We start from the raw sequence: 20,453 nt of genomic DNA, 5'->3' as shown, positions 1-20,453 counted from the left end.
AGAGAAATATTATGTCAGCTTATGAAACCAGTAAATTGCTGGGTCAGGTTTTATCAACGGAATGTCCTTCACGTGAAATACTGGAACACTTAGCCAATAAATGGTCGATTCTGGTGTTGCATTGTTTAAGTGATGGCGTTCATCGCTTCAGCGAGTTGAAACAGCGAATTGAAGGGGTGAGTGAAAAGATGCTAGCACAGACTTTAAAAATGCTGGAGCGGGATGGTTTCATTTTAAGAACAGTCTATCCGGTCGTACCACCGAAAGTGGAATATCAGTTGACCATTACCGGTTCACAGGCCGCAGAAAAAATAAATTATCTGATTGGCTGGTTAGAGCGTAGTCTGCCGGAGATTTTAGAAAATAAAGAGCGTATATAATAAATGGATATATCTAATTGGGATTGAGGGGCAACGGCCACGCTTATAGCAGCTGGGGTTGCATGGCTGATTTCAAAGGAATGGAAGACTCAGAAAAATAGTGAAGTAATAGCTAATGAAGCTCAATCATTATTAATGTTAATAATGATTATGATAATCAATGCTTAGAAGTTCATAGTGTAATTATGAACCAAAGAAGAGCCATAGTAGAACTCGAAAATCTTAAGAATATAGCTTTAAAAATAAGATCGAAAGCGCAGTTTTTTTATGAACTTACCTTCAATAAGCATGATGAACTATTAGAGTTAAAAGATGAAATTATAAGAGTATATAAAACACTAGAAAAATTTGAAGGAGCTGAGTTTAACAATATCATTCTAGATAATAATTTTCCTTTCATAATTGAGGTAATGCGTGTGGTAATTAAAGAACCTAAATTCTTGCTTATGGCATATTTAAAACACCAAAAATGAATTTATTATCTATTAAATATAAAATTATTCCATCTTCCTAAAATCCCACCGGTCAATCAGCAAAATCCCAATCGAGAAAACAAGGCCAAGTACCACACAACCAACCCATTCAAAGTGCTCCCAGGTATAAACCGCACCGAGTGAGCCTAAAGCTGCACCACTAAAATAAATGGTCATATATACTGCATTAATCCGTGAACGTGATTTCAGGTCAATCCGATAAACCAGATTCTGATTTAATACATGGAATGCGGTCAGACCAAAATAAGCCATCAATACGCCAATTGCATAGATCACAATATTCTGCTGGGCAAAATATAAGGGCAGTGTAGAGCCGAGCATTAAAGCAATACATAGCTTGGCGACCAGATTTTCTCTGCCTTGTCCTACGGTTTTGCCTGACCAGCTTGATGAATAAATTCCAATCACACCGAGTAAGCCGAACAGGCCAATTTCGAAATCAGTGAAATGATAAGGTGCGCTACCTAGTACGAAGGTCATTGAAGTAAAGACCATAGATAGAATACCGAAGCCTAAAGCACCTGCGCAGGCACGACGAATCAGATGCGGGTTCTGCTTAGCGATGACAAATAAAGAGCGATAAATACTGCCAATGGTCAAACCCGCCTGCGGTTGAGTATCCGCTAGTTTTCTCCACATGAGAGTAGCAAAAAGCAGGGTAATGATTCCACTAGATAAGTAAACACCTTCCCAAGACCAGTAGGTCGAAACAAAGCCAGCAAAAGTCCGCGACAGGATGATGCCCATCACCAAGCCACTCATCAGTTTACCGACAATGGTAGCACTGGATTCAGGTGGACTAATCGTAGAAGCAAAAGGAATTAAAACCTGCGCCGAGATTGCGCCAAATGTCGCACATAAGGTAAACACATAAAGCGTTGATAAAGTCGTACTGAATGAAAGCAGAATCTGTGAAATAGCTGCAAAGACCATCAGACTGAGAATCAGCTTGCGTTTATTCAGGAAATCTCCCAATGGTACTAACAGCATTAAGCCCAGTACGTATCCAATCTGGGCGATCACTACTGTTAAGCCAGCCTGACTGGTTGTAATTCCTAAACTTTCCTTGATTGAATAGATCAAGGGCTGATTAAAATAAGCTGATCCTGCACAGAGACCACATGCCATTGCCATAAGTAATACAAATTGTGATGACAATGGGCTGACAGAATTCTTTTCTGTGGTCATAGCTATACCATAGACTCTTTTTCGACGTTGAGCACTATAGGCAGCTCGATGCCAAATCAGAAATAATAAAAAACGATCAATTAAGCTTTAAAAACTATATTTTGAATTTTTATAGGTCTGAATATTTTTCAGACTGTTTTGTATTTTGAGACAAGCTGAATGAAATTACCCTTGAAATGAGCGATCTTCATGGAATAGTGCATAAATGTAGTCGAGAAATGCTTTAAAATATGGCAGAATAGGCGGTTTTAAAGTTTTTAGAGGATTGGCAATATGCGCTTTGTTGATGAAGCAGTCATTACCGTAGAGGCTGGCGACGGTGGCAATGGCGTAGCCAGTTTTCGCCGTGAAAAGTTCGTACCATTTGGTGGTCCAGATGGTGGTGATGGTGGTCGTGGCGGCAGCATTTATGTTCAGGCTGACGACGACACGAGTACCCTTGTAGATTATCGTTATACCCGTAGATTTCGCGCTGAACGTGGTAAGAACGGTGCTGGCGCAAACTGTGCTGGTCGTGGTGGCGAATCAGTTATTTTAAAAGTTCCTGTAGGAACAACTATTGTAGATAGTGAATCTGGCGACATTATTGGTGACCTGATCGAAGACGGTCAAAAGGTATTGGTTGCTCAAGGTGGTGATGGCGGCTTGGGTAATACTCACTTCAAATCGTCGACTAACCGTTCTCCACGTAAGTGTACCCATGGTGTTAAAGGTGAATTCCGTGAAATCCGTCTGGAGCTAAAAGTGCTTGCAGATGTTGGTTTACTGGGTATGCCTAATGCAGGTAAATCAACCTTTATTCGTGCAGTATCTGCTGCAAAACCGAAAGTGGCAGATTATCCATTTACCACAATGATGCCAAATCTGGGCGTTGTGGATGCGGATCGTTACCGTTCATTTGTGATGGCTGATATTCCAGGTCTGATCGAAGGTGCTGCTGAAGGTGCGGGTCTGGGTATTCGCTTCCTGAAACACCTGGCACGTACACGCATTTTGCTACACATTGTCGATGTACAACCGATTGATGGTTCAGATCCTGCTTACAATGCCAAAGCAATTATCGCAGAGCTCGAGAAATTCTCGCCAACGCTTTCTAAATTGCCTGTGGTATTGGTTCTGAACAAGGTTGACCAGTTAGCAGAAGAAACACGTGACGAATGGTGTAACCATATTCTTGAAGAATTACAGTGGGAAGGCCCTGTCTTTAAAACTTCTGGCTTAACGGCAGAAGGGACGAAAGACGTTGTGTACTACCTGATGGATCAAATCGAACAGCAACGCGAACGTGAAGTTGAAGATCCAGAATATGCAGCAGAAATGAAAGCATTCCGTGATCAGCTGGAAGCTGAAACACGTGAACAAACGATTGCTGCGAAAGAAGCTTATCGTGAAATGCGTCGCGCTCAACGTCTGGGTGGCGATGACTTTGATGATGAAGATGATGACGACAGCGACGTAGAAGTATATTACGTACGTTAATCTTTTAAAGATAAGTCTGAGGACAAGATGATAGAAGTGGTAGATGGGCAACGTCAGCTCAAGGGTTGTAAACGAATCGTTGTTAAAATCGGATCATCTTTACTCACAGCAAACGGGCAAGGTTTAGATTTAGATGCCATCTCGCACTGGGCGGGACAAATCGCAGATCTACACAATGCAGGACACGAGATTATTCTGGTGTCATCAGGTGCTGTGGCTGAAGGTATGGTTCGAATGAAACTAGAGAATCGACCCACCGATCTACCCAGTCTTCAGGCTTGCGCTGCCATTGGTCAGATGGGGCTTATTCATACCTGGTCAAGCGTGCTGGATAAACACCAGATCCAGACTGCTCAGGTACTGTTAACCCATGATGACCTGGCAGATCGTCGCCGCTATCTCAATTCATGTGATGCCTTGCAGCACCTGATTGAATGGCGTGTGATTCCGGTGATTAATGAAAATGACACTGTTTCGACCGATGAAATCCGCTTTGGTGATAATGATACCTTGGCTGCCATGGTAGCAGGTCAGGTGCATGCGGATCTGCTGATTATCCTGACCGATCAGGAAGGCATGTTTGATTCGGACCCACGTTCTAATCCGGATGCCAAACTGTTCCATACCGTACGTGCGATGGATGAGAGTCTATTTGATATGGCTGGCGGTGGTGGCAAATTTGGTCGTGGCGGCATGCTGACCAAAGTCCGCGCTGCACGTCTGGCTGCGAAGTCGGGTTGTCCAACGCTGATTGCTAGTGGTGACAGTGACTGCGTTTTATCACGTCTTATGACGGGCGAAATGTTGGGCACTTTATTCATCACTGATGATGATCGTGTTACTGCACATCAGCAATGGCTGGCAGCGCATTTGCAAACGGCAGGTCGTCTGGTGATTGATGATGGTGCTGTTAAGGCCATTAAAGAAAATCACCGCAGTCTGTTACCGGTAGGCGTTAAAGCAGTTGAAGGTCATTTCGAGCGTGGTGATGTGGTGGAATGTGTCGATACACAAGGTCACCGTATTGCGGTCGGACGTGTGAACTTTAGTTCACGTTCAGCTGAGATCGTCAAAGGTCTAGCATCAGACAAAGTGCATCAAGTCCTTGGTGAAGCCCGTTCACTGGAAATGATTCACCGCAATCATATGTCGATCTATTAAGTTAAAGAAATGTAAAAAATCCCGCTTTCGAGCGGGATTTTTTATGGCATTTTCATTAGATTTATTTAATCCAGCCCATCCGGATTAAAGGCGCAAACAGGAACTGATAAATGCTCAGGATAAAATCCATCAGTTTTTCCTGATATTTCCACCAGAGTGATAAGCCAGCCAGATTTACAACAAGTGCAATTAGGAAAGCTCCCGCCATATCAATTGGAAAATGTACACCGACATAGATCCGCGACCAAGCTACCAGCCAGGCAGTCCAGAGCAGAAGTCGCCCCAAGTCCCGTTGTGGTGAAAAATAATAGGCGAGAGCAATCCCGCTAAAAATACTCATATGGTTGCTGGGAAAAGAACCTGTGGCTTCATGCTCAATTAAGGTATGACCAATTTCCATGACAAATGGACGAGGCGTATTCAACACAGCAGATAAAACTTCACTTATGAATAAGGTAATCGCAGTGAAGATAAAGGCTTTGATAATCACGGTTTTCACTTCACGATTGCCACGTAGCCAAGCTATGGCAAAGATCAGCAGAAATAAATACACCAGATCATGCGCTATCAGACTGGCATAGTTAATCATCCAGATCGAGGCTTGGTCAGGTACATTGAGAAGATGAAACAGATACAGGTTTAGTTGATCAAGGGACATAAAGTGAGAGGATTAATATGAATGCCGGTTACTCTAAACCGATTAAAGTGGTATTTATACCGAAGTATGTATGAATTTGTAGCATTGATTTTTTAAAGCAAACTCAAGTGATAAAAAACCACCCAAAAGGGTGGTTCTTAAAATCAGAGTGCTTTTATTAACACTTATTTAAACTGAATCGAACCATTGGCACTCACGGTCATTTTAGATTCACCCGCTGCCATTTCCTGATCTGGAATAGCTGCTTCTGCATAAGCCGCTTTGGCCATTGCCATACGTGGAACCGGTGGGTAGCCTGAATTATTGGTGTTAATATTCATATTTACCAGTTGATATCCAGCTTTGTTCCAAGCCTGAGCCAGGCTTTGTGCACGTTGCTGGAAGTTTTTGGATGCTTCCAGCATCAGCTCATTTTCAATTTTCTTACGTTTTGCTTCAGATACTGTAAAGTTAATTGATTCAGTCTGGAAGTTTTGCTGTAATTCGGCAATTAGCTGTGAAGCCGCTTTGAAGTCAGTCGATTCAATACGCACCTGAGCACGAGCTCTCCACTCTCTGAGTTTACGGTTGTCATTGTCATAGACTGGATAAGTGTGTTGTGAACCGGTTTCAATTTTCACACTCGGATATTTCTTTGCGGCATTGATGGCCTGGTTCATGAGTTGATTAATTTGCGCTGCAAGCTCAGCAGGCTGTTTATTGGATTTTTCTACATATAAATTGGCATGCATCAGGTCATTGGAAATATCGCGGCTGGCCTCTGCTGAAATATTAATAATATTATAATTCAGTGGCTCATTTTGGTCTGCAAATGCAGTACTCGCCAAGGTGCCTGCAAGTATAAGGCTGGACAATGCTAGGAGGCGCATATTTTCTTCCTGTTTTTCTTAAAATTAGCCATCTTGGCTGATCCTCAGATATTAAATCTCAATTGTGCTCTTTTTGCGAAATATTTGTGGTAAGAGTGTTAAGTTTTTGATTATTTTTTCTGTAGTTTTAAAGTTTAATTATTTTAAAAATTATATATTTATTAATGCATTATTAAAATCATTGCAAACTTTTCTGAAAGGCTACAAAAAAGTATAAAAGAAGCTGCTTTTCTTTCCTTTGTCACACGTTAAGATGATAATTTAGAGCTTAGACAGGCATGATATTTTTTTTCGATAAATTTTCAGGTAAATTGAGTTGAAAGTTATTTATTTTCCTGAAAAATTCGGTATCATCCGCCTCCTAAGTTAGTTAACTAAGATTATGGCTAACTAAAATCTTATAAAGCACCGAGTCAAAGGACCAAACGTCACCAGACTTATTTCTTTCAACCCATATCAGAGATGGTAATTCGATATGAGCGTTACTTCTGTAAACCCTGCCACCAATTCCACAAACGAATACTACTTGACTCGCCAAAGTCAGATGGAATCGAATGTGCGTAGTTATCCACGTAAATTACCGTTAGCGATAGCGAAAGCACAAGGTTGCTGGGTTACCGATGTTGAAGGTACTGAGTACCTTGATTGTTTAGCTGGGGCAGGGACATTGGCTTTGGGCCATAATCATCCTGCAGTGATTCAAAGTATCCAGGATACGCTTGCAAGCGGTCTCCCACTGCATACCCTGGATCTAACCACTCCTTTAAAAGATGCTTTCACTGAAGCTCTTCTTTCCTACCTTCCAGGTGGTAAAGAAGAATATTGCTTACAGTTCTGTGGCCCATCTGGTGCAGATGCAACAGAAGCAGCGATTAAACTTGCCAAAACCTTTACCGGTCGTAGTTCAGTGATCAGCTTCTCTGGTGGCTATCACGGTATGACACACGGTTCTCTTGCCATGACAGGTAACCTGTCGGCGAAGAATGCAGTAAATGGTTTAATGCCAGGCGTTCAGTTTATGCCGTATCCGCATGAATACCGTTGCCCATTGGGTCTAGGTGGTGAAGCGGGTGTTGATGCTTTAACTTACTTCTTTGAAAACTTCATTGAAGACGTTGAAAGCGGTGTAACCAAGCCAGCAGCTGTAATCCTTGAAGCAATTCAAGGTGAAGGCGGTGTGGTGACTGCGCCAGTAAAATGGTTACAGAAAATCCGTGAAGTGACTGAAAAGCACAACATCGTATTGATTCTTGATGAAGTTCAAGCGGGCTTTGCACGTTCAGGCAAAATGTTTGCATTTGAACACGCGGGTATCGAACCTGATGTGGTGGTGATGTCTAAAGCCGTGGGTGGTAGCCTGCCACTTGCGGTACTGGGTATTAAACGTAAGTTCGACGCATGGCAACCTGCTGGCCATACCGGTACATTCCGTGGTAACCAGCTAGCAATGGGTACAGGTCTTGCAACGATCAATACCATTAAAGAGCAAAACCTTGCGCAAAACGCACAAGAACGTGGTGATTTCCTGCAAGCTGAACTGAAAAAGCTAGCTGCTGAATTCCCATGTATCGGTAACGTGCGTGGTCGTGGCTTAATGATCGGTGTTGAAATCGTAGACGAACGTAAACCTGCTGATCATATGGGTTCTTTACCTGCTGATGGTCAATTGGCTGCAGCGATCCAGACTGCTTGTTTCAACAACAAACTGTTGCTTGAAAAAGGTGGTCGTAACGGTACAGTAATTCGTTTACTTTGCCCGTTGATTATTACTCAGGCAGAGTGTGAAGAAGTTCTGGTTCGCTTCAAGAAAGCGGTTGCTGAAGCTTTAGTCGCAGTTCGAGGCGCTTAATTTATGGTAGATTTTGCAGAACATCGTAAAGCGTTACTCTGCAATGATGCTGCATCTATCGCTGACTATGAGTCAGCGATGGACCAAGCGACCGAAGCGGTTGCAGCATGGTTGCAAAATGACAAAATGTACACGGGTGGCAGCATCAAGGAATTGCGTAGCGCAATTTCTTTCAACCCTTCTAAAGATGGTTTGGGTCTTCAAAAATCTTTGGAGCGTATGGTTGAGCTATTCCTTAACAAAAGCTTGAAAGTACATCACCCTCATTCTCTAGCGCATTTGCACTGTCCAACCATGGTGGCAAGCCAGGTTGCGGAAGTGCTGATCAATGCGACTAACCAATCCATGGATTCATGGGATCAAAGTCCGGCGGGTTCATTGATGGAAGTGCAGTTAATTGACTGGCTACGTCAAAAAGTGGGCTATGGTTCAGGTCAGGCGGGTGTATTCACTTCAGGTGGTACACAGTCGAACCTGATGGGTGTATTGCTGGCGCGTGATGCCTGCATCGCGAAAAACTGGAAAGACGAAAACGGTAATCCATGGTCGGTTCAGCGTGATGGTATTCCTGCGGACGCGATGCGTAACGTCAAAGTCATCTGTTCTGAAAATGCGCACTTCTCTGTGCAAAAGAACATGGCAATGATGGGTATGGGCTTCCAGTCAGTAGTTACTGTTCCTGTAAATGAAAATGCACAGATGGATGTTGATGCTCTGGAAAAAACCATGGCGCATCTTCAGTCTGAAGGCAAAATCGTCGCATGTGTGGTAGCAACCGCAGGTACAACCGATGCGGGCGCGATTGATCCATTGAAAGCAATTCGTGAAATCACCAATAAATATGGCGCGTGGATGCATATCGATGCGGCATGGGGTGGCGCACTGATTCTATCCAATGACTATCGTTCTATGCTGGATGGGATTGAGTTATCTGATTCGATCACACTGGATTTCCACAAGCATTATTTCCAAACGATTTCATGTGGTGCATTCTTGCTCAAAGATGAAGCGAACTATCGTTTCATGCATTATGAAGCAGAGTATTTAAACTCTGCTTATGATGAAGAGCACGGTGTTCCGAACCTGGTATCGAAGTCACTGCAAACGACACGTCGTTTCGATGCGTTGAAGTTGTGGATGACGGTTGAAGCCTTGGGTGAAGAGCTTTACGGTTCAATGATTGATCATGGCGTGAAATTGACACGTGAAGTGGCAGACTACATCAAGGCAACTGATGGTCTGGAACTTCTGGTTGAGCCACAGTTTGCATCAGTATTGTTCCGTGTGGTTCCAGCAGGTTATCCAGCTGAGTTTGTGGATGCCCTGAACCAGAATGTAGCAGATGAGCTGTTTGCGCGTGGTGAAGCGAACATTGGTGTAACTAAAGTCGGTCAGGTTCAATCTCTGAAAATGACGACTTTAAGTCCGGTGGCAACACTTGAAAACGTGAAGAACCTGCTGGCACTGGTGCTTGCAGAAGCGGATCGAATCAAGGATTCCATCGCTGACGGTACTTATACACCACCAATTGCATAAGTGATTGTGGTGTGAAAAAGGAGGCCTATTGGTCTCCTTTTTTTATATTTCAACAAAGATTATTTGTTTCTAGATCGAATTTAAATAGTGGTTATTCATGCATCAAAATTGTGGTAAAAAAAGAAATTCTTTGTAAGAAATACAAAATTTTTTACATATTTAGTTGCTATAAAAATGTCGAAAAAATTCTTAAATAATTTATAATACATTGAAAATAATAAATATTTTTAATTTATTTGGAGCTGTAAGACTTATCATAAAATCTTCATAAATCTGTAACCCGCCTGTCATATTTAAAAATCAAAATACTTGTATCGAAACAAGTACAACACGACAAAAAAAGTGGCGTACTCCAAATTTAAATGATTGTGAGAGATACAGAATGCGCTTTACAAAAATTACACTTGCACTTGCAGTGATGGGGCTAGGCATGACTGCAGCGAATGCAGCACGCGACACAATTCAAATCGCAGGTTCTTCAACTGTGCTTCCATATGCAAGTATTGTAGCTGAAGAATTTGGCAACACTTTCCCGCAGTTTAAAACTCCAGTTGTCGGCTCAGGCGGTTCGTCAGGTGGTTTGAAACAATTCTGTAATGGTGTGGGTGATAATACCATCGATATCGCAAACGCATCTCGCCAGATCAAAAGTTCCGAATTGGCAGAATGTAAAAAGAATGGCGTTAACCAGGTGCTAGAAATCAAAATCGGTTATGACGGTATTGTCTTTGCATCGAATGCCAAAAAAGCAGCTTATAAACTTCGTCCACAACATGTTTTTGCAGCCTTGGCAGCACAGTTACCAGCCAACGGCAAAATGGTAGCTAACCCGTATACACGCTGGAACCAGATTGACAAGTCACTTCCTAATGAGCCGATCACACTGGTAATCCCTGCTTCGAATCATGGAACACGCGAAGTCTTCCAGGAGAAGATGGTGGATGCAGGTTGTGAAACATATGCTGCAATTAAGTCTTTAGATAAAGATGCCAAAAAGAAAGCCTGTACCACTTTCCGTAAAGATGGTCGTGTTATTGAAATTTCAGGTGACTACACCGAAACACTGGCACGTCTGAAAACCTCTCCAAGTGCAGTTGGTGTATTTGGTCTAGGTTTCTATGACCAGAACCGTGACAAGCTGCGTGTTGCAACAGTTAACAACGTTGCACCATCTGAGCAGACCATCCTGAATGGTTCTTATCCGGTATCTCGCCCATTGTTCTTCTATGTGAAAGGCGAACACCTGAAACCAATCAAAGGTTTGCCACAGTTCACTGAATACTTCCTGAGCAAGAAAGTATCTGGTAAAGGATCGAAACTGGAAAAAGCAGGTTTGATTTCAATGTCTGATAAGGAACGTGCAGCAGTACTTGCTAACTTTAAGGCAGCTAAAGTAGTTGTAGTGAAGTAAGCAAATATTGAAATAGCTGGTGGCTGGAAACGGTCACCGGCTTTTAGTCATAGATAGGTTTTCTAAAAATATGAAGATTGAAAAAACAGTGGAGCATACATGAATCTGCTACTCCTGGGTGTGTTACTGGCGATTATCGCCGTTGCCTATCAGATCGGATTAAGTCGAAGCCAGAAATTGGCAGGCCAAGGCAAAAACACAGCAATGCTGAATTCGCGTCCCGGCTACTATGGCGCCATGGTGGCTTTATGGTGTGGTATTCCTGCATTTTTAATCTTCATGATCTGGAATCTGGTTGAACCTGTGCTCCTGGAACAGCTGGTGCTGAAACACCTGCCACAACAGATGGTCGCAGGCATGGATTCTGCAGCTCTAAGTGTGATCGTGGATCGGGTGCAGGCACTGGCTTCCGGTTTTGGCGTTAGTGATACACCACAGGCTTATGAACTGGCTGCAGCAGAGCAGGTGGCACGTATCATGAGCATCAGCAGTTATGCCAAGCTGGTGGTGGTGATCTCTGTTGCTGTTGCTGGACTGGTTTGGGCCAAAAAACGTATCAGTAATCAGTTACGTGCACGTTATCAGGTTGAAAAAGTTATCAATATCAGCTTGGCACTCTGTTCTGGTGTTGCCATCCTGACCACACTCGGCATTGTTATGTCGATGTTTGGTGAAGCAATGCGCTTCTTTAGCTTCGTCAGCCCAATTGATTTTTTCTTTGGCACACAATGGAACCCTGGTTTTAGCACTTCAGGCAATGCTGAAGGAAGTTATGGCCTGTTGCCTTTATTGTGGGGCACCTTGATGGTCAGTGGAATCGCCCTGTTGGTAGCAGTTCCATTGGGTCTGATGATTGCGATCTATCTGTCCGAATATGCCTCACCAAAATTCCGTTCATGGGCAAAACCGACTATTGAGGTTCTGGCTGGTATTCCAACCATCGTTTACGGTGTGTTTGCCTTGATGATTCTGGGCCCATTTATTAAAACGCTCGGTGCTATGGTCGGTGTTGATATTAATGCGACCAGTGCCTTAACTGCCGGCTTTGTTATGGGCATCATGATCATTCCATTTGTATCTTCTTTATCAGATGACATTATTACCCAGGTACCACGTGCCTTACGAGACGGTTCACTGGGTCTAGGCGCAACCAAATCTGAAACGATCCGCCAGGTGGTACTACCAGCCGCTTTGCCGGGCATTATCGGTGCCTTCTTGCTAGCAGCATCCCGTGCGATTGGTGAGACCATGATTGTAGTACTGGCAGCAGGTAATAGCCCGCTGTTACATGCTAATCCACTGGAAGCGGTATCAACTGTAACCATTACCATTGTGAACCAGTTAACTGGCGATACTGACTTTGCCAGTCCACAAGCACTGGTTGCGTTTGCATTGGGTCTGACTCTTTTTGTTATTACCTTAGGTTTGAACATTGTCGCACTGTACATCGTGCGTAAATATCGTGAGCAATACGACTAATGAGTACTTCAAATACCACACCTTTAGATCAGCGTATTGATCCATCTGTTAATGCTGAGCTGCGTGAAGAGCGTAAAAAGACCATTCAAAGCTCTCTTGCACGGCGCCATCGCAAAGAAAAAACCTTTCGTATGCTTGGTTTTTCTGCAGTATTGGCGGGTCTGTTCTTTGTCGTATTGCTGTTCGGTAGTATCTTGGCCAAAGGCTTGCCGGCATTCTGGCAAAGCAGTATGAGCCTGCCTATCCATTTCGATCCGGCAATTGTCAATATTGGTCCACAACCCAAACAGACTGCCGGCGAGTCTCCTGCACAGTTTGAACAGCGTATGGTGGATTGGCAGATGCAGGCTGGCATGGTCGACTGGGATGCCCTGATCATTAACGGTATGATTGCCAAAGACAGCAAGCTGGAAAACCAGCGTGATGAACTGGGTTATTTATATACCAGTTCAGAAGCCTATCGTCTGCGTGACATGGTGCTGAACAATCCAAGTCTAGTCGGGAAAACCCAGGAAGTTAAAATTTTGGCCGACGCCAATGTTGATGTATGGCTTGCAGGTAATATTGACCGTGACCTGCCAGATGAGCAGCAACAGCTAAGTCCTGAAGTCCGCCAGATTGCTGATGACATGAAAGCTTCAGGCGTGATCGAAAACAGCTTCAATACCAATATCTTTACCAATCCGGACTCTCGTAGTTCGCCTGCAACCTCTGGTTTGGCAGGTGCATTCATGGGCTCGCTGTTCATGATGTTGATCGTGATCTTTATCTCGATTCCAATCGGTGTAGCTTCAGCCATCTATCTGGAAGAGTTTGCACCAAAAAACTGGATCACCGATGTCATTGAAGTCAACATCAATAACTTGGCAGCCGTTCCGTCTATTGTTTTCGGTCTACTTGGTGCAGCAATCTTCATCGGCTGGATGCATTTACCACTTTCAGCGCCATTAGTCGGTGGTCTGGTACTTAGTCTGATGACTTTGCCAACCGTGATTATTACCACACGAGCTTCTCTAAAAGCTGTGCCACCATCAATTCGTCAGGCAGCCTTAGGCTTGGGTGCCTCACGTTTACAGACTGTATTCCATCATATTTTACCACTCGCACTACCAGGTATTTTGACCGGAGCGATTATTGGTGTCGCACAGGCACTTGGCGAAACCGCACCACTGTTATTGATCGGGATGAGCGCCTTTGTTGCTAGCGTACCGGCAACGCCACTAGATCAATCGACTGCTTTGCCTGTACAGATTTTCCTGTGGCAGGGTAATGAATTGCGTAACTTCTTCGAAGGTCGTACTGCTGCCGCCATTATTGTTCTCCTTGTCATGATGATTGGCTTAAACAGCTTAGCCATCTGGTTACGCAAGAAGTTTGAAGTCCGTTGGTAAGGAGAAAATAATGAAAACAATGAATATTTCAAACTATTTAAAAAAGGATCTATCCATGAACCTCCAGCAAAATAAATTTATTGCAGATGCCGCTGCAACCAAGCCCCTGATTTCATATAATTCTCAGTTCGAGACCCAAGCTGAAAATAAGAAAAAAGACAAGACGGGTAATGTCAAGCTGAGCGCGCAGGATGTACATGTTTACTATGGTGAACTCGAAGCGATCAAAGGTATTGACCTGAACATTTATGAAAATGAAGTGATCGCCTTTATTGGTCCATCGGGTTGCGGTAAATCGACTTTCCTGCGCGCTCTTAACCGGATGAACGACACCATTGATGGTTGCCGTATGACAGGTAAAGTTTTGCTGGATCATCAAGATATTTATGATCCTAATCTGGATGTAGTATTACTACGTGCGCAGGTTGGCATGGTATTTCAGAAACCAAACCCATTTCCAAAATCTATTTTTGACAATGTGGCCTATGGTCCAAAACTGCATGGTCTGGCTCGCGATAGATATGATCTGGAAGAAATTGTCGAGAATAGTTTACGTAAGGCCGGATTGTGGAATGAAGTAAAGGACCGACTGAATCAGCCGGGAACAACTTTATCTGGTGGTCAGCAGCAACGTCTCTGCATCGCGCGAACCATTGCGGTAAGCCCGGATGTCATCCTGATGGATGAACCATGTTCAGCGCTGGATCCTATTGCTACAGCAAAAGTGGAAGAGCTGATTTCCGAACTTTCTACCCAATATACGATTGCTATTGTGACTCACTCAATGCAGCAGGCGGCACGAGTGTCAGATCGAACTGCATACTTCCATTTAGGTGATTTAATTGAAGTGAATTCGACAGAAAAAGTCTTTAGCCAGCCGGATCATCAATTGACAGAAGCATACATTACTGGTCGTTTTGGTTAATACGCGTTTAAAAAATATTTTAAAACAGAATCTTAGGATTCTGTTTTTTTTGTTATGCTGTATGTGATTTTTTAAAATTATAAAATTAAATTGAGATGCGTAATTATAATTTGACCAAAAAAGAAGGCAAGGTCGTTGCTGAAACACAGCAAGCGCTCTATCGAGCATTATTCGGCTCAGTGAATTTTCCAAGAAATCTAAGCATCTTTCTGGTTGGTATTAGTCTTTTTATGGCGACTTTGGTTCTGCATGAGGGGTGGTTTCCCACTTCACAAAGTCAAGGTATGAGCAATTATCATCGTTGGTTATATGATGTTTATGTGACGGTTTCCATATTCATTGTACCTCTAATCTATCTGCGTTTTAAGCAACTCGAAGGCTCTGTCGCTTTCCGAAGAAAATGGAATGCATACATTCGAGCTTATGCGCAGTATCAGTTCAAATTAAAACAAGTGGTAGAAAGTGTAGATAATGACAGGTCTGGTCAGCAAAAGTTAAGTGACTCAATGACTCGGCATTTTTTGAAACATCCATGGTTTCAATATTTAATGATTGGTGTGGTGATTTATGGTTGTATTGCAATGTATATTTGGGTCACACCATTCACGAGTAGCCGAGGATCGAGCTTCTGGATTCTCGCATGGTGGCCGATTAATGCTGTTATTATCGGGATGCTTTACTATATACAATTTCCGTTAATGCTACGGTGGTTATCAATTGCAAAAATACAAGAACAATATGGAATTTTGCAACTAAGAGCAGTGCGAGAGAATTCAGTCAATAATATGGTTGAAAAAATACCAAATTGACCTAATCTAAGGTTTATAGCCCGAATTAAACTGAGAATAGATTTTATATGTTATTTCATACTCCGAAACTACCGGCTGAAATCCGTATCAGTCACCTGAATGCGCGTATTAATGAACAACGAAAAAAAATTGCGCAAACCACTGCCTCTAAACTGGAGCTGTTGCAGTTAAGTCAGCAACTGGCAAAAGAAGCACGTGCCCGTAAAAAAACTAATGAAAAAATCTACGTGCTCGATTTTAAAGGAGATACTGCTGCTTCTGCAGTTGAACAGCTACGTGAAGAAATTACCCTGATTCTGGCAACAGCAAAAGCTGGACGCGACCGTGTAATCGTACGCTTGGAAAGTCCAGGTGGTATGGTGCACGGCTATGGTCTGGCAGCTGCCCAACTGGTGCGATTACGTGAAGCAGGATTCCATTTGACGATTTGCGTCGATAAAGTCGCTGCTAGCGGTGGCTATATGATGGCATGTATTGCCAGCGAAATTATTTCTGCCCCGTTTGCGATTGTGGGTTCAATTGGTGTAGTTGCTCAAGTGCCGAACTTTAACCGTCTGTTGAAAGACAACAAGATTGACTTTGAACTGTTTACGGCAGGTGAGTACAAACGTACCGTAACCATGTTCGGTGAAAATACTGAAGAAGGTAAAGCCAAGTTTGAAGAAGAAATTCAGCAAACGCATGCGCTGTTTAAGCATTTTGTGGAAAAGTATCGTCCGCAACTCAATGTTGAAAAAGTGGCAACAGGTGAGCACTGGTATGGTCAGGATGCGCTGGATCTAAATCTGGTGGATAAGTTGCAAACATCGGATGAGTACGTGTTGGGTTTATTGCCTCAGCATGATGTATATACGATCAATACGCGTAAGAAACCAACTTTAGGTGAAAAACTGGGGTTGCAAGCAGCACAAATTGCTGACTCTCTAATTCCTGCTGTAATGAACAAAGTAGTCGACACGCTGACGAAAGCCAATTCAAATCTGGTTCAGATGCGTGATCCGAAACTTTAATTTATTGCTCTGAAAATGATATGGAAAGCTCACTTCGGTGGGCTTTTTCATTTTTGAAATCAAATCATTATGATATAAGTGAAGTACTTTGATTGAGTCTAGGCTCATATGCTCACGTTTATTTTATTATTGGGATTCTTTAGCATCGTGTTTATTCCGATGTTATGTATGCTCTATGCTGAAGCCAAACTCATAAATAATGATTCGAAGAAGATTCTGTTTTGGCTGAGCTTTCTACCTGGTACATGTATTTTTCTATTATATGGTGTTTTAAAGCCAAATAATCCACCCGTTACTCCATCGAAAGAATGTGGTGTGGTGCAGTCTTATCAGGTATATAAAACTCGAGGTGGAACTCAGCATGAAAGCGTAATCATTCGCTTCAATGGTGCCAAGTATAGTCGTTATTTATATTTCGATAAGGATTCTGAGAAACTGCCGAAAGGGCAAAGGGTCTGTTTTGAGTATTTAGATAAGTTTAAACACCCACACTTGTCAAAATCTAAGCTGGTTAAATGGATTAAACCGACTGAAATGCAGACCAGTCCTGAAGCGAATCAGATAAAATAAAGCATATTTTATTGTTAGAGCAGAAACATGGCTGTCGCTGAAGCATATCTTGCAACGCAAAACTGTTATTTTGACTATGAGTTCGAAGAATTAAACCTGAATGATTTTCCAGAAGAACTGTCTGTATCGCTACGAGGCATGATGTTCCTCCATACAATCCAATATCCTGATAAAAATTATTATATTTATTACAGCGAGATATTGACGGGGAGTGAATTGCAAAAAATGAAAGATGATTGGAAGCGATATTGCCCACTTCCATAATTGAAAAATAGGAAGGTAATTAAATCCACGATTCAAAACTTTAATTCATGATGATCTAAAAAGCTCACTTTAATGAGCTTTTTTTATTTTGTGAAATCAGCATCAGTGCACCCGTAAACATCGACCCAACTGTTGCTAAAAACATATCTTTATGTGCATCCCACATGTCGCCTTGCTGACCATTATAACTTTCTGCCTGTTCAGGGGATAAGCCAATCGCAATCAGCCATTCGATCCATTCATAAATCAGACTGGTTGCCATGACAAATTGAATGACTAACAAGAAAACTGTGAATGGTTTTTGCTGCGGCAGCCAGACCTGAAACAGCCGGTAAAATACCGGGTAGAGTAGAAGGCCAAAAGCTAGGTGCACAAAACGGTCAAACATGTTGCGCGACCAGCCCATGGCAGCATTCAGGTCAAAGCCAAAGAGTGTCTGAGTCCATTCATTATAAGGTACATAAGAATACAGATAATGTGCAGCAATCACATGAATCAGCAGAAAAGCCAGATAAAGGTTGAAACTGAAAAAGCTCAATCCGATTTTATACAGGCAAAAGATCAACATAACGATCATACAAACCGTACCTGTTTGATGGAGCAGATAAGATTCCATTTCTAAAGGCTGAATACTGGCAAAGATAATCGCAATTGCCAAAATCCCTAAACTAACAAAATGTTTGCTGCTTAATCGATGATCCATCATCTATTTCTATATCATTTTTCTTAAAGTTAGACATGATTATAAATAAAAAAAGCGAAGCCGGAGCTTCGCTTTTGGTCTTAATTGTCTAAATTAGATTTTAGCGATTAAGTCTTTAATTTGTTTTGCTTGTTCAGATGCATTACCTGTATAGGTTGCAGGTGTCATTTCAGCCAAACGAGCACGATCCGCTGCAGGAACAGTTTCTAATTCGTTACCGTTTACGAAATCAACCATCATGTCACGAGTCATTGCCTGACCACGAGTCAATGCTTTTAATTTTTCATATGGTTTTTCAACGTTATAACGACGCATAACCGTTTGAATTGGTTCAGCCAAGACTTCTTGAGCATTGTCTAAGTCTTCATCAATACGTGCAGCATTCAGTTCAAGTTTACCCACGCCTTTTAAGCAAGCTTCAAACGCGATCAAGCTTTGCGCAAAACCTACACCCATGTTACGAAGAACAGTTGAGTCAGTCAGGTCGCGCTGCCAGCGAGAAATAGGCAGTTTTTCACCTAGATGCGCAAGAACTGCATTGGCAATACCCAAGTTACCTTCTGAGTTTTCGAAATCAATCGGGTTAACTTTGTGCGGCATAGTTGAAGAACCAACTTCGCCTTCTTTTAGTTTTTGCTTGAAGAAACCAAGCGAGATATAACCCCAAACGTCACGGTTAAAATCGATCAGGATAGTATTGAAACGACGCAGCGCATCAAACAGTTCCGCCATGTAGTCATGTGGCTCGATCTGAGTGGTGTACGGGTTAAAAGTCAAACCTAAAGATTCAACAAATGCTTGTGAATGTGCAGGCCAGTTGATGTCTGGGTAAGCTGAAAGATGCGCATTGTAGTTACCCACTGCACCATTAATTTTGCCCAGTAGCTCAACTTGTTTGAACTGTTTGATTTGACGGGCAAGACGGTAAGCCACGTTCGCCATTTCTTTACCCAAAGTGGTTGGGCTCGCTGTTTGACCATGTGTACGAGACAACATTGGTTGGTCAGCGTGTTTCTCAGCTAAAGCAACAATTGAATCAATGATTTGTTGCATAGACTCAACCAGTACATCACGACCACTTTTCAGCATTAATGCATGAGACAGGTTATTGATGTCTTCAGAAGTACATGCAAAGTGAATGAATTCGCCTGCATTTTTCAGTTCTTCAATGCCTGCAATTTTTTCTTTAAGGAAATACTCAACCGCTTTTACGTCATGGTTAGTCGTACGTTCAATCTCTTTAATGCGGTTTGCATCTTCTTCAGAGAAATTTGCAACGATCGCATCAAGTGCTGCATTTGTTTCAGATGAGAAAGCTGGCACTTCAGTGATTTCAGGACGGTTGGCAAGCGCTTGTAACCAACGCACTTCAACAGTCACACGAGCATGGATCAGACCAAACTCAGAAAGAAAAGGGCGCAGCGCATCACATTTGCTAGCGTAGCGTCCATCTAATGGAGAAAGTGCAGTTAAAGCGTTCATATCGATTCCCTAAATTTTGGAATTAAACGAAAAACGAGATACACGTACAGCATCAGTTAAACTGCCTGAAACTGTAAGCGCGCGAGATTTTGGATATCCTGTAGCAGCTTGCGCTTGCCAAAAACCATACCCCAGGAACTGCCGCCGAGTTGACGCCATAGATGCGCCATCTGCAGGCCAGTAAACAATGAAGCACGAATACGGTTGGTGTGACCGGCATCTTTAAAGGCTTCAGCATTACCACGCACCATAATGCGCGGATTAATCTGTCCGGCAGTATCCACATAGGTTTGTGCGAGATTGGCAATGATGCTGGGGTGCATGTAGTTATTGTCGAAAAAGGAGAGCTGTCTTAGAATTTTTTGCTGGGATTGTTCAATAATTTCAACAAATTTAGGATTGCTATAGACCTTCTTTTCTAACTGAAGAAGTGCCATCGCATAGGACATTGGCAGCTTGGTAGAGGAGAGTTTTGGAAGTCTGGATTTTGGGCTGGTATCGAAGGGTTGAGTAATGGAACTTTCTAAGGTCTTTAATCCGAGAGAAATATCAGCCAGCTGATTAAACAAATCCAGAGTCTGGACATTGAGCGAGCCGCTTGGTCGGATATTTAAACTGGCTTTAATCAGCTGTTCAAAATAGAAATTACCACTTTCCCCAATGCTTTGCTGACCGGTTAAAGCAGTCATATGGGTCAGCTGGGTGGCCTGAAACACACCCGCTAACGCCAAAGCACGGTTTTGACGAACATTCAACGCTGTGGCCTGTTGAAAAGGTAATTTCGTCATGCCGACC

20 protein-coding genes are annotated in these 20,453 nt (G+C 42.7%); 14 read left to right on the top strand and 6 right to left on the bottom strand.

What is annotated here, in order from left to right; all coding sequences use genetic code 11:
• Positions 1-11 precede the first annotated feature (11 nt).
• Both FSC11_RS09725 and FSC11_RS09720 read left to right on the top strand, forming a co-directional pair.
• A complete protein-coding gene (locus FSC11_RS09725; RefSeq protein WP_163166620.1) occupies positions 12-380 on the top strand; it encodes a winged helix-turn-helix transcriptional regulator in 369 nt (122 codons plus the stop codon).
• 185 nt (positions 381-565) lie between these two features.
• Positions 566-853 carry a hypothetical protein gene (locus tag FSC11_RS09720; RefSeq protein ID WP_163166618.1) on the top strand — a complete coding sequence of 96 codons (288 nt, stop codon included), beginning with the start codon at positions 566-568 and terminating at the stop codon, positions 851-853.
• Between the two features lie 24 nt (positions 854-877).
• Here FSC11_RS09720 and FSC11_RS09715 read toward each other — a convergent pair whose 3' ends face one another.
• A complete protein-coding gene (locus FSC11_RS09715) occupies positions 878-2,062 on the bottom strand; it encodes an MFS transporter (RefSeq protein ID WP_163166616.1) in 1,185 nt (394 codons plus the stop codon).
• 273 nt (positions 2,063-2,335) lie between these two features.
• On the opposite strand from FSC11_RS09715, the gene cgtA reads away from it, so the two are divergent.
• The gene (gene cgtA, locus FSC11_RS09710) at positions 2,336-3,541 is read left to right on the top strand and encodes an Obg family GTPase CgtA (RefSeq protein WP_004894010.1); all 1,206 of its coding nucleotides are present in this window, start codon (positions 2,336-2,338) and stop codon (positions 3,539-3,541) included.
• A gap of 27 nt (positions 3,542-3,568) precedes the next feature.
• Positions 3,569-4,702 (top strand): glutamate 5-kinase, encoded by a 1,134-nt coding sequence (proB, locus tag FSC11_RS09705; RefSeq protein ID WP_004810509.1) that lies wholly within the window; start codon positions 3,569-3,571, stop codon positions 4,700-4,702.
• A gap of 61 nt (positions 4,703-4,763) precedes the next feature.
• On the opposite strand, the gene FSC11_RS09700 is transcribed toward proB, so the two are convergent.
• Both FSC11_RS09700 and FSC11_RS09695 read right to left on the bottom strand, forming a co-directional pair.
• Entirely contained in the window at positions 4,764-5,360 is a 597-nt protein-coding gene (locus FSC11_RS09700; protein WP_163166614.1) for a phosphatase PAP2 family protein, read from the bottom strand.
• Positions 5,361-5,524: 164 nt separating this feature from the next.
• Entirely contained in the window at positions 5,525-6,229 is a 705-nt protein-coding gene (locus tag FSC11_RS09695) for an SIMPL domain-containing protein (protein WP_076753319.1), read from the bottom strand.
• A 475-nt stretch (positions 6,230-6,704) separates the two neighbouring features.
• Here FSC11_RS09695 and FSC11_RS09690 point away from each other — a divergent pair, with 475 nt between their 5' ends.
• The 10 genes from FSC11_RS09690 (at position 6,705) to FSC11_RS09645 (ending at position 17,473) form a co-directional block, all read left to right on the top strand.
• On the top strand, positions 6,705-8,078 hold the full coding sequence (locus tag FSC11_RS09690) for a diaminobutyrate--2-oxoglutarate transaminase (protein WP_004810505.1): 1,374 nt from the start codon (positions 6,705-6,707) through the stop codon (positions 8,076-8,078).
• A 3-nt stretch (positions 8,079-8,081) separates the two neighbouring features.
• Positions 8,082-9,614 carry a pyridoxal phosphate-dependent decarboxylase family protein gene (locus FSC11_RS09685; RefSeq protein ID WP_008304863.1) on the top strand — a complete coding sequence of 511 codons (1,533 nt, stop codon included), beginning with the start codon at positions 8,082-8,084 and terminating at the stop codon, positions 9,612-9,614.
• A 382-nt stretch (positions 9,615-9,996) separates the two neighbouring features.
• On the top strand, positions 9,997-11,025 hold the full coding sequence (locus FSC11_RS09680) for a substrate-binding domain-containing protein (protein WP_163166612.1): 1,029 nt from the start codon (positions 9,997-9,999) through the stop codon (positions 11,023-11,025).
• Positions 11,026-11,124: 99 nt separating this feature from the next.
• Positions 11,125-12,504, top strand: a complete 1,380-nt coding sequence (gene pstC, locus FSC11_RS09675) for a phosphate ABC transporter permease subunit PstC (RefSeq protein WP_004894029.1) — start codon at positions 11,125-11,127, stop codon at positions 12,502-12,504.
• Complete coding sequence (gene pstA / locus FSC11_RS09670) at positions 12,504-13,895, top strand: phosphate ABC transporter permease PstA (RefSeq protein ID WP_163166610.1); 1,392 nt, start codon at positions 12,504-12,506, stop codon at positions 13,893-13,895. The genes pstC and pstA overlap by 1 nt, the downstream gene beginning before the upstream one ends.
• A gap of 10 nt (positions 13,896-13,905) precedes the next feature.
• Positions 13,906-14,820, top strand: a complete 915-nt coding sequence (gene pstB, locus FSC11_RS09665) for a phosphate ABC transporter ATP-binding protein PstB (RefSeq protein ID WP_004810494.1) — start codon at positions 13,906-13,908, stop codon at positions 14,818-14,820.
• Positions 14,821-14,915: 95 nt separating this feature from the next.
• Positions 14,916-15,629 (top strand): hypothetical protein, encoded by a 714-nt coding sequence (locus FSC11_RS09660; protein WP_163166608.1) that lies wholly within the window; start codon positions 14,916-14,918, stop codon positions 15,627-15,629.
• Between the two features lie 47 nt (positions 15,630-15,676).
• Positions 15,677-16,639 (top strand): protease SohB, encoded by a 963-nt coding sequence (gene sohB / locus FSC11_RS09655; RefSeq protein WP_004894036.1) that lies wholly within the window; start codon positions 15,677-15,679, stop codon positions 16,637-16,639.
• A gap of 108 nt (positions 16,640-16,747) precedes the next feature.
• On the top strand, positions 16,748-17,209 hold the full coding sequence (locus tag FSC11_RS09650) for a hypothetical protein (protein WP_163166606.1): 462 nt from the start codon (positions 16,748-16,750) through the stop codon (positions 17,207-17,209).
• 27 nt (positions 17,210-17,236) lie between these two features.
• Positions 17,237-17,473, top strand: coding sequence for a hypothetical protein (locus FSC11_RS09645; RefSeq protein ID WP_163166604.1), 237 nt, complete (start codon positions 17,237-17,239; stop codon positions 17,471-17,473).
• A 64-nt stretch (positions 17,474-17,537) separates the two neighbouring features.
• On the opposite strand, the gene FSC11_RS09640 is transcribed toward FSC11_RS09645, so the two are convergent.
• The 3 genes from FSC11_RS09640 to hflD form a co-directional block, all read right to left on the bottom strand.
• Positions 17,538-18,179 carry a DUF2238 domain-containing protein gene (locus FSC11_RS09640; RefSeq protein ID WP_163166602.1) on the bottom strand — a complete coding sequence of 214 codons (642 nt, stop codon included), beginning with the start codon at positions 18,177-18,179 and terminating at the stop codon, positions 17,538-17,540.
• A 90-nt stretch (positions 18,180-18,269) separates the two neighbouring features.
• Positions 18,270-19,658 (bottom strand): adenylosuccinate lyase, encoded by a 1,389-nt coding sequence (purB, locus tag FSC11_RS09635; protein WP_163166600.1) that lies wholly within the window; start codon positions 19,656-19,658, stop codon positions 18,270-18,272.
• Positions 19,659-19,714: 56 nt separating this feature from the next.
• The gene (gene hflD, locus FSC11_RS09630) at positions 19,715-20,446 is read right to left on the bottom strand and encodes a high frequency lysogenization protein HflD (RefSeq protein WP_004894049.1); all 732 of its coding nucleotides are present in this window, start codon (positions 20,444-20,446) and stop codon (positions 19,715-19,717) included.
• Between the last annotated feature and the right edge of the window lie 7 nt (positions 20,447-20,453).

It is taken from the genome of Acinetobacter schindleri (assembly GCF_010918895.1).
Classification (GTDB): Bacteria; Pseudomonadota; Gammaproteobacteria; order Pseudomonadales; family Moraxellaceae; genus Acinetobacter; species Acinetobacter schindleri.
The sequence above is the reverse complement of the archived record's forward strand: the minus strand, read 5'-3'. Positions and strand labels throughout refer to the sequence as shown.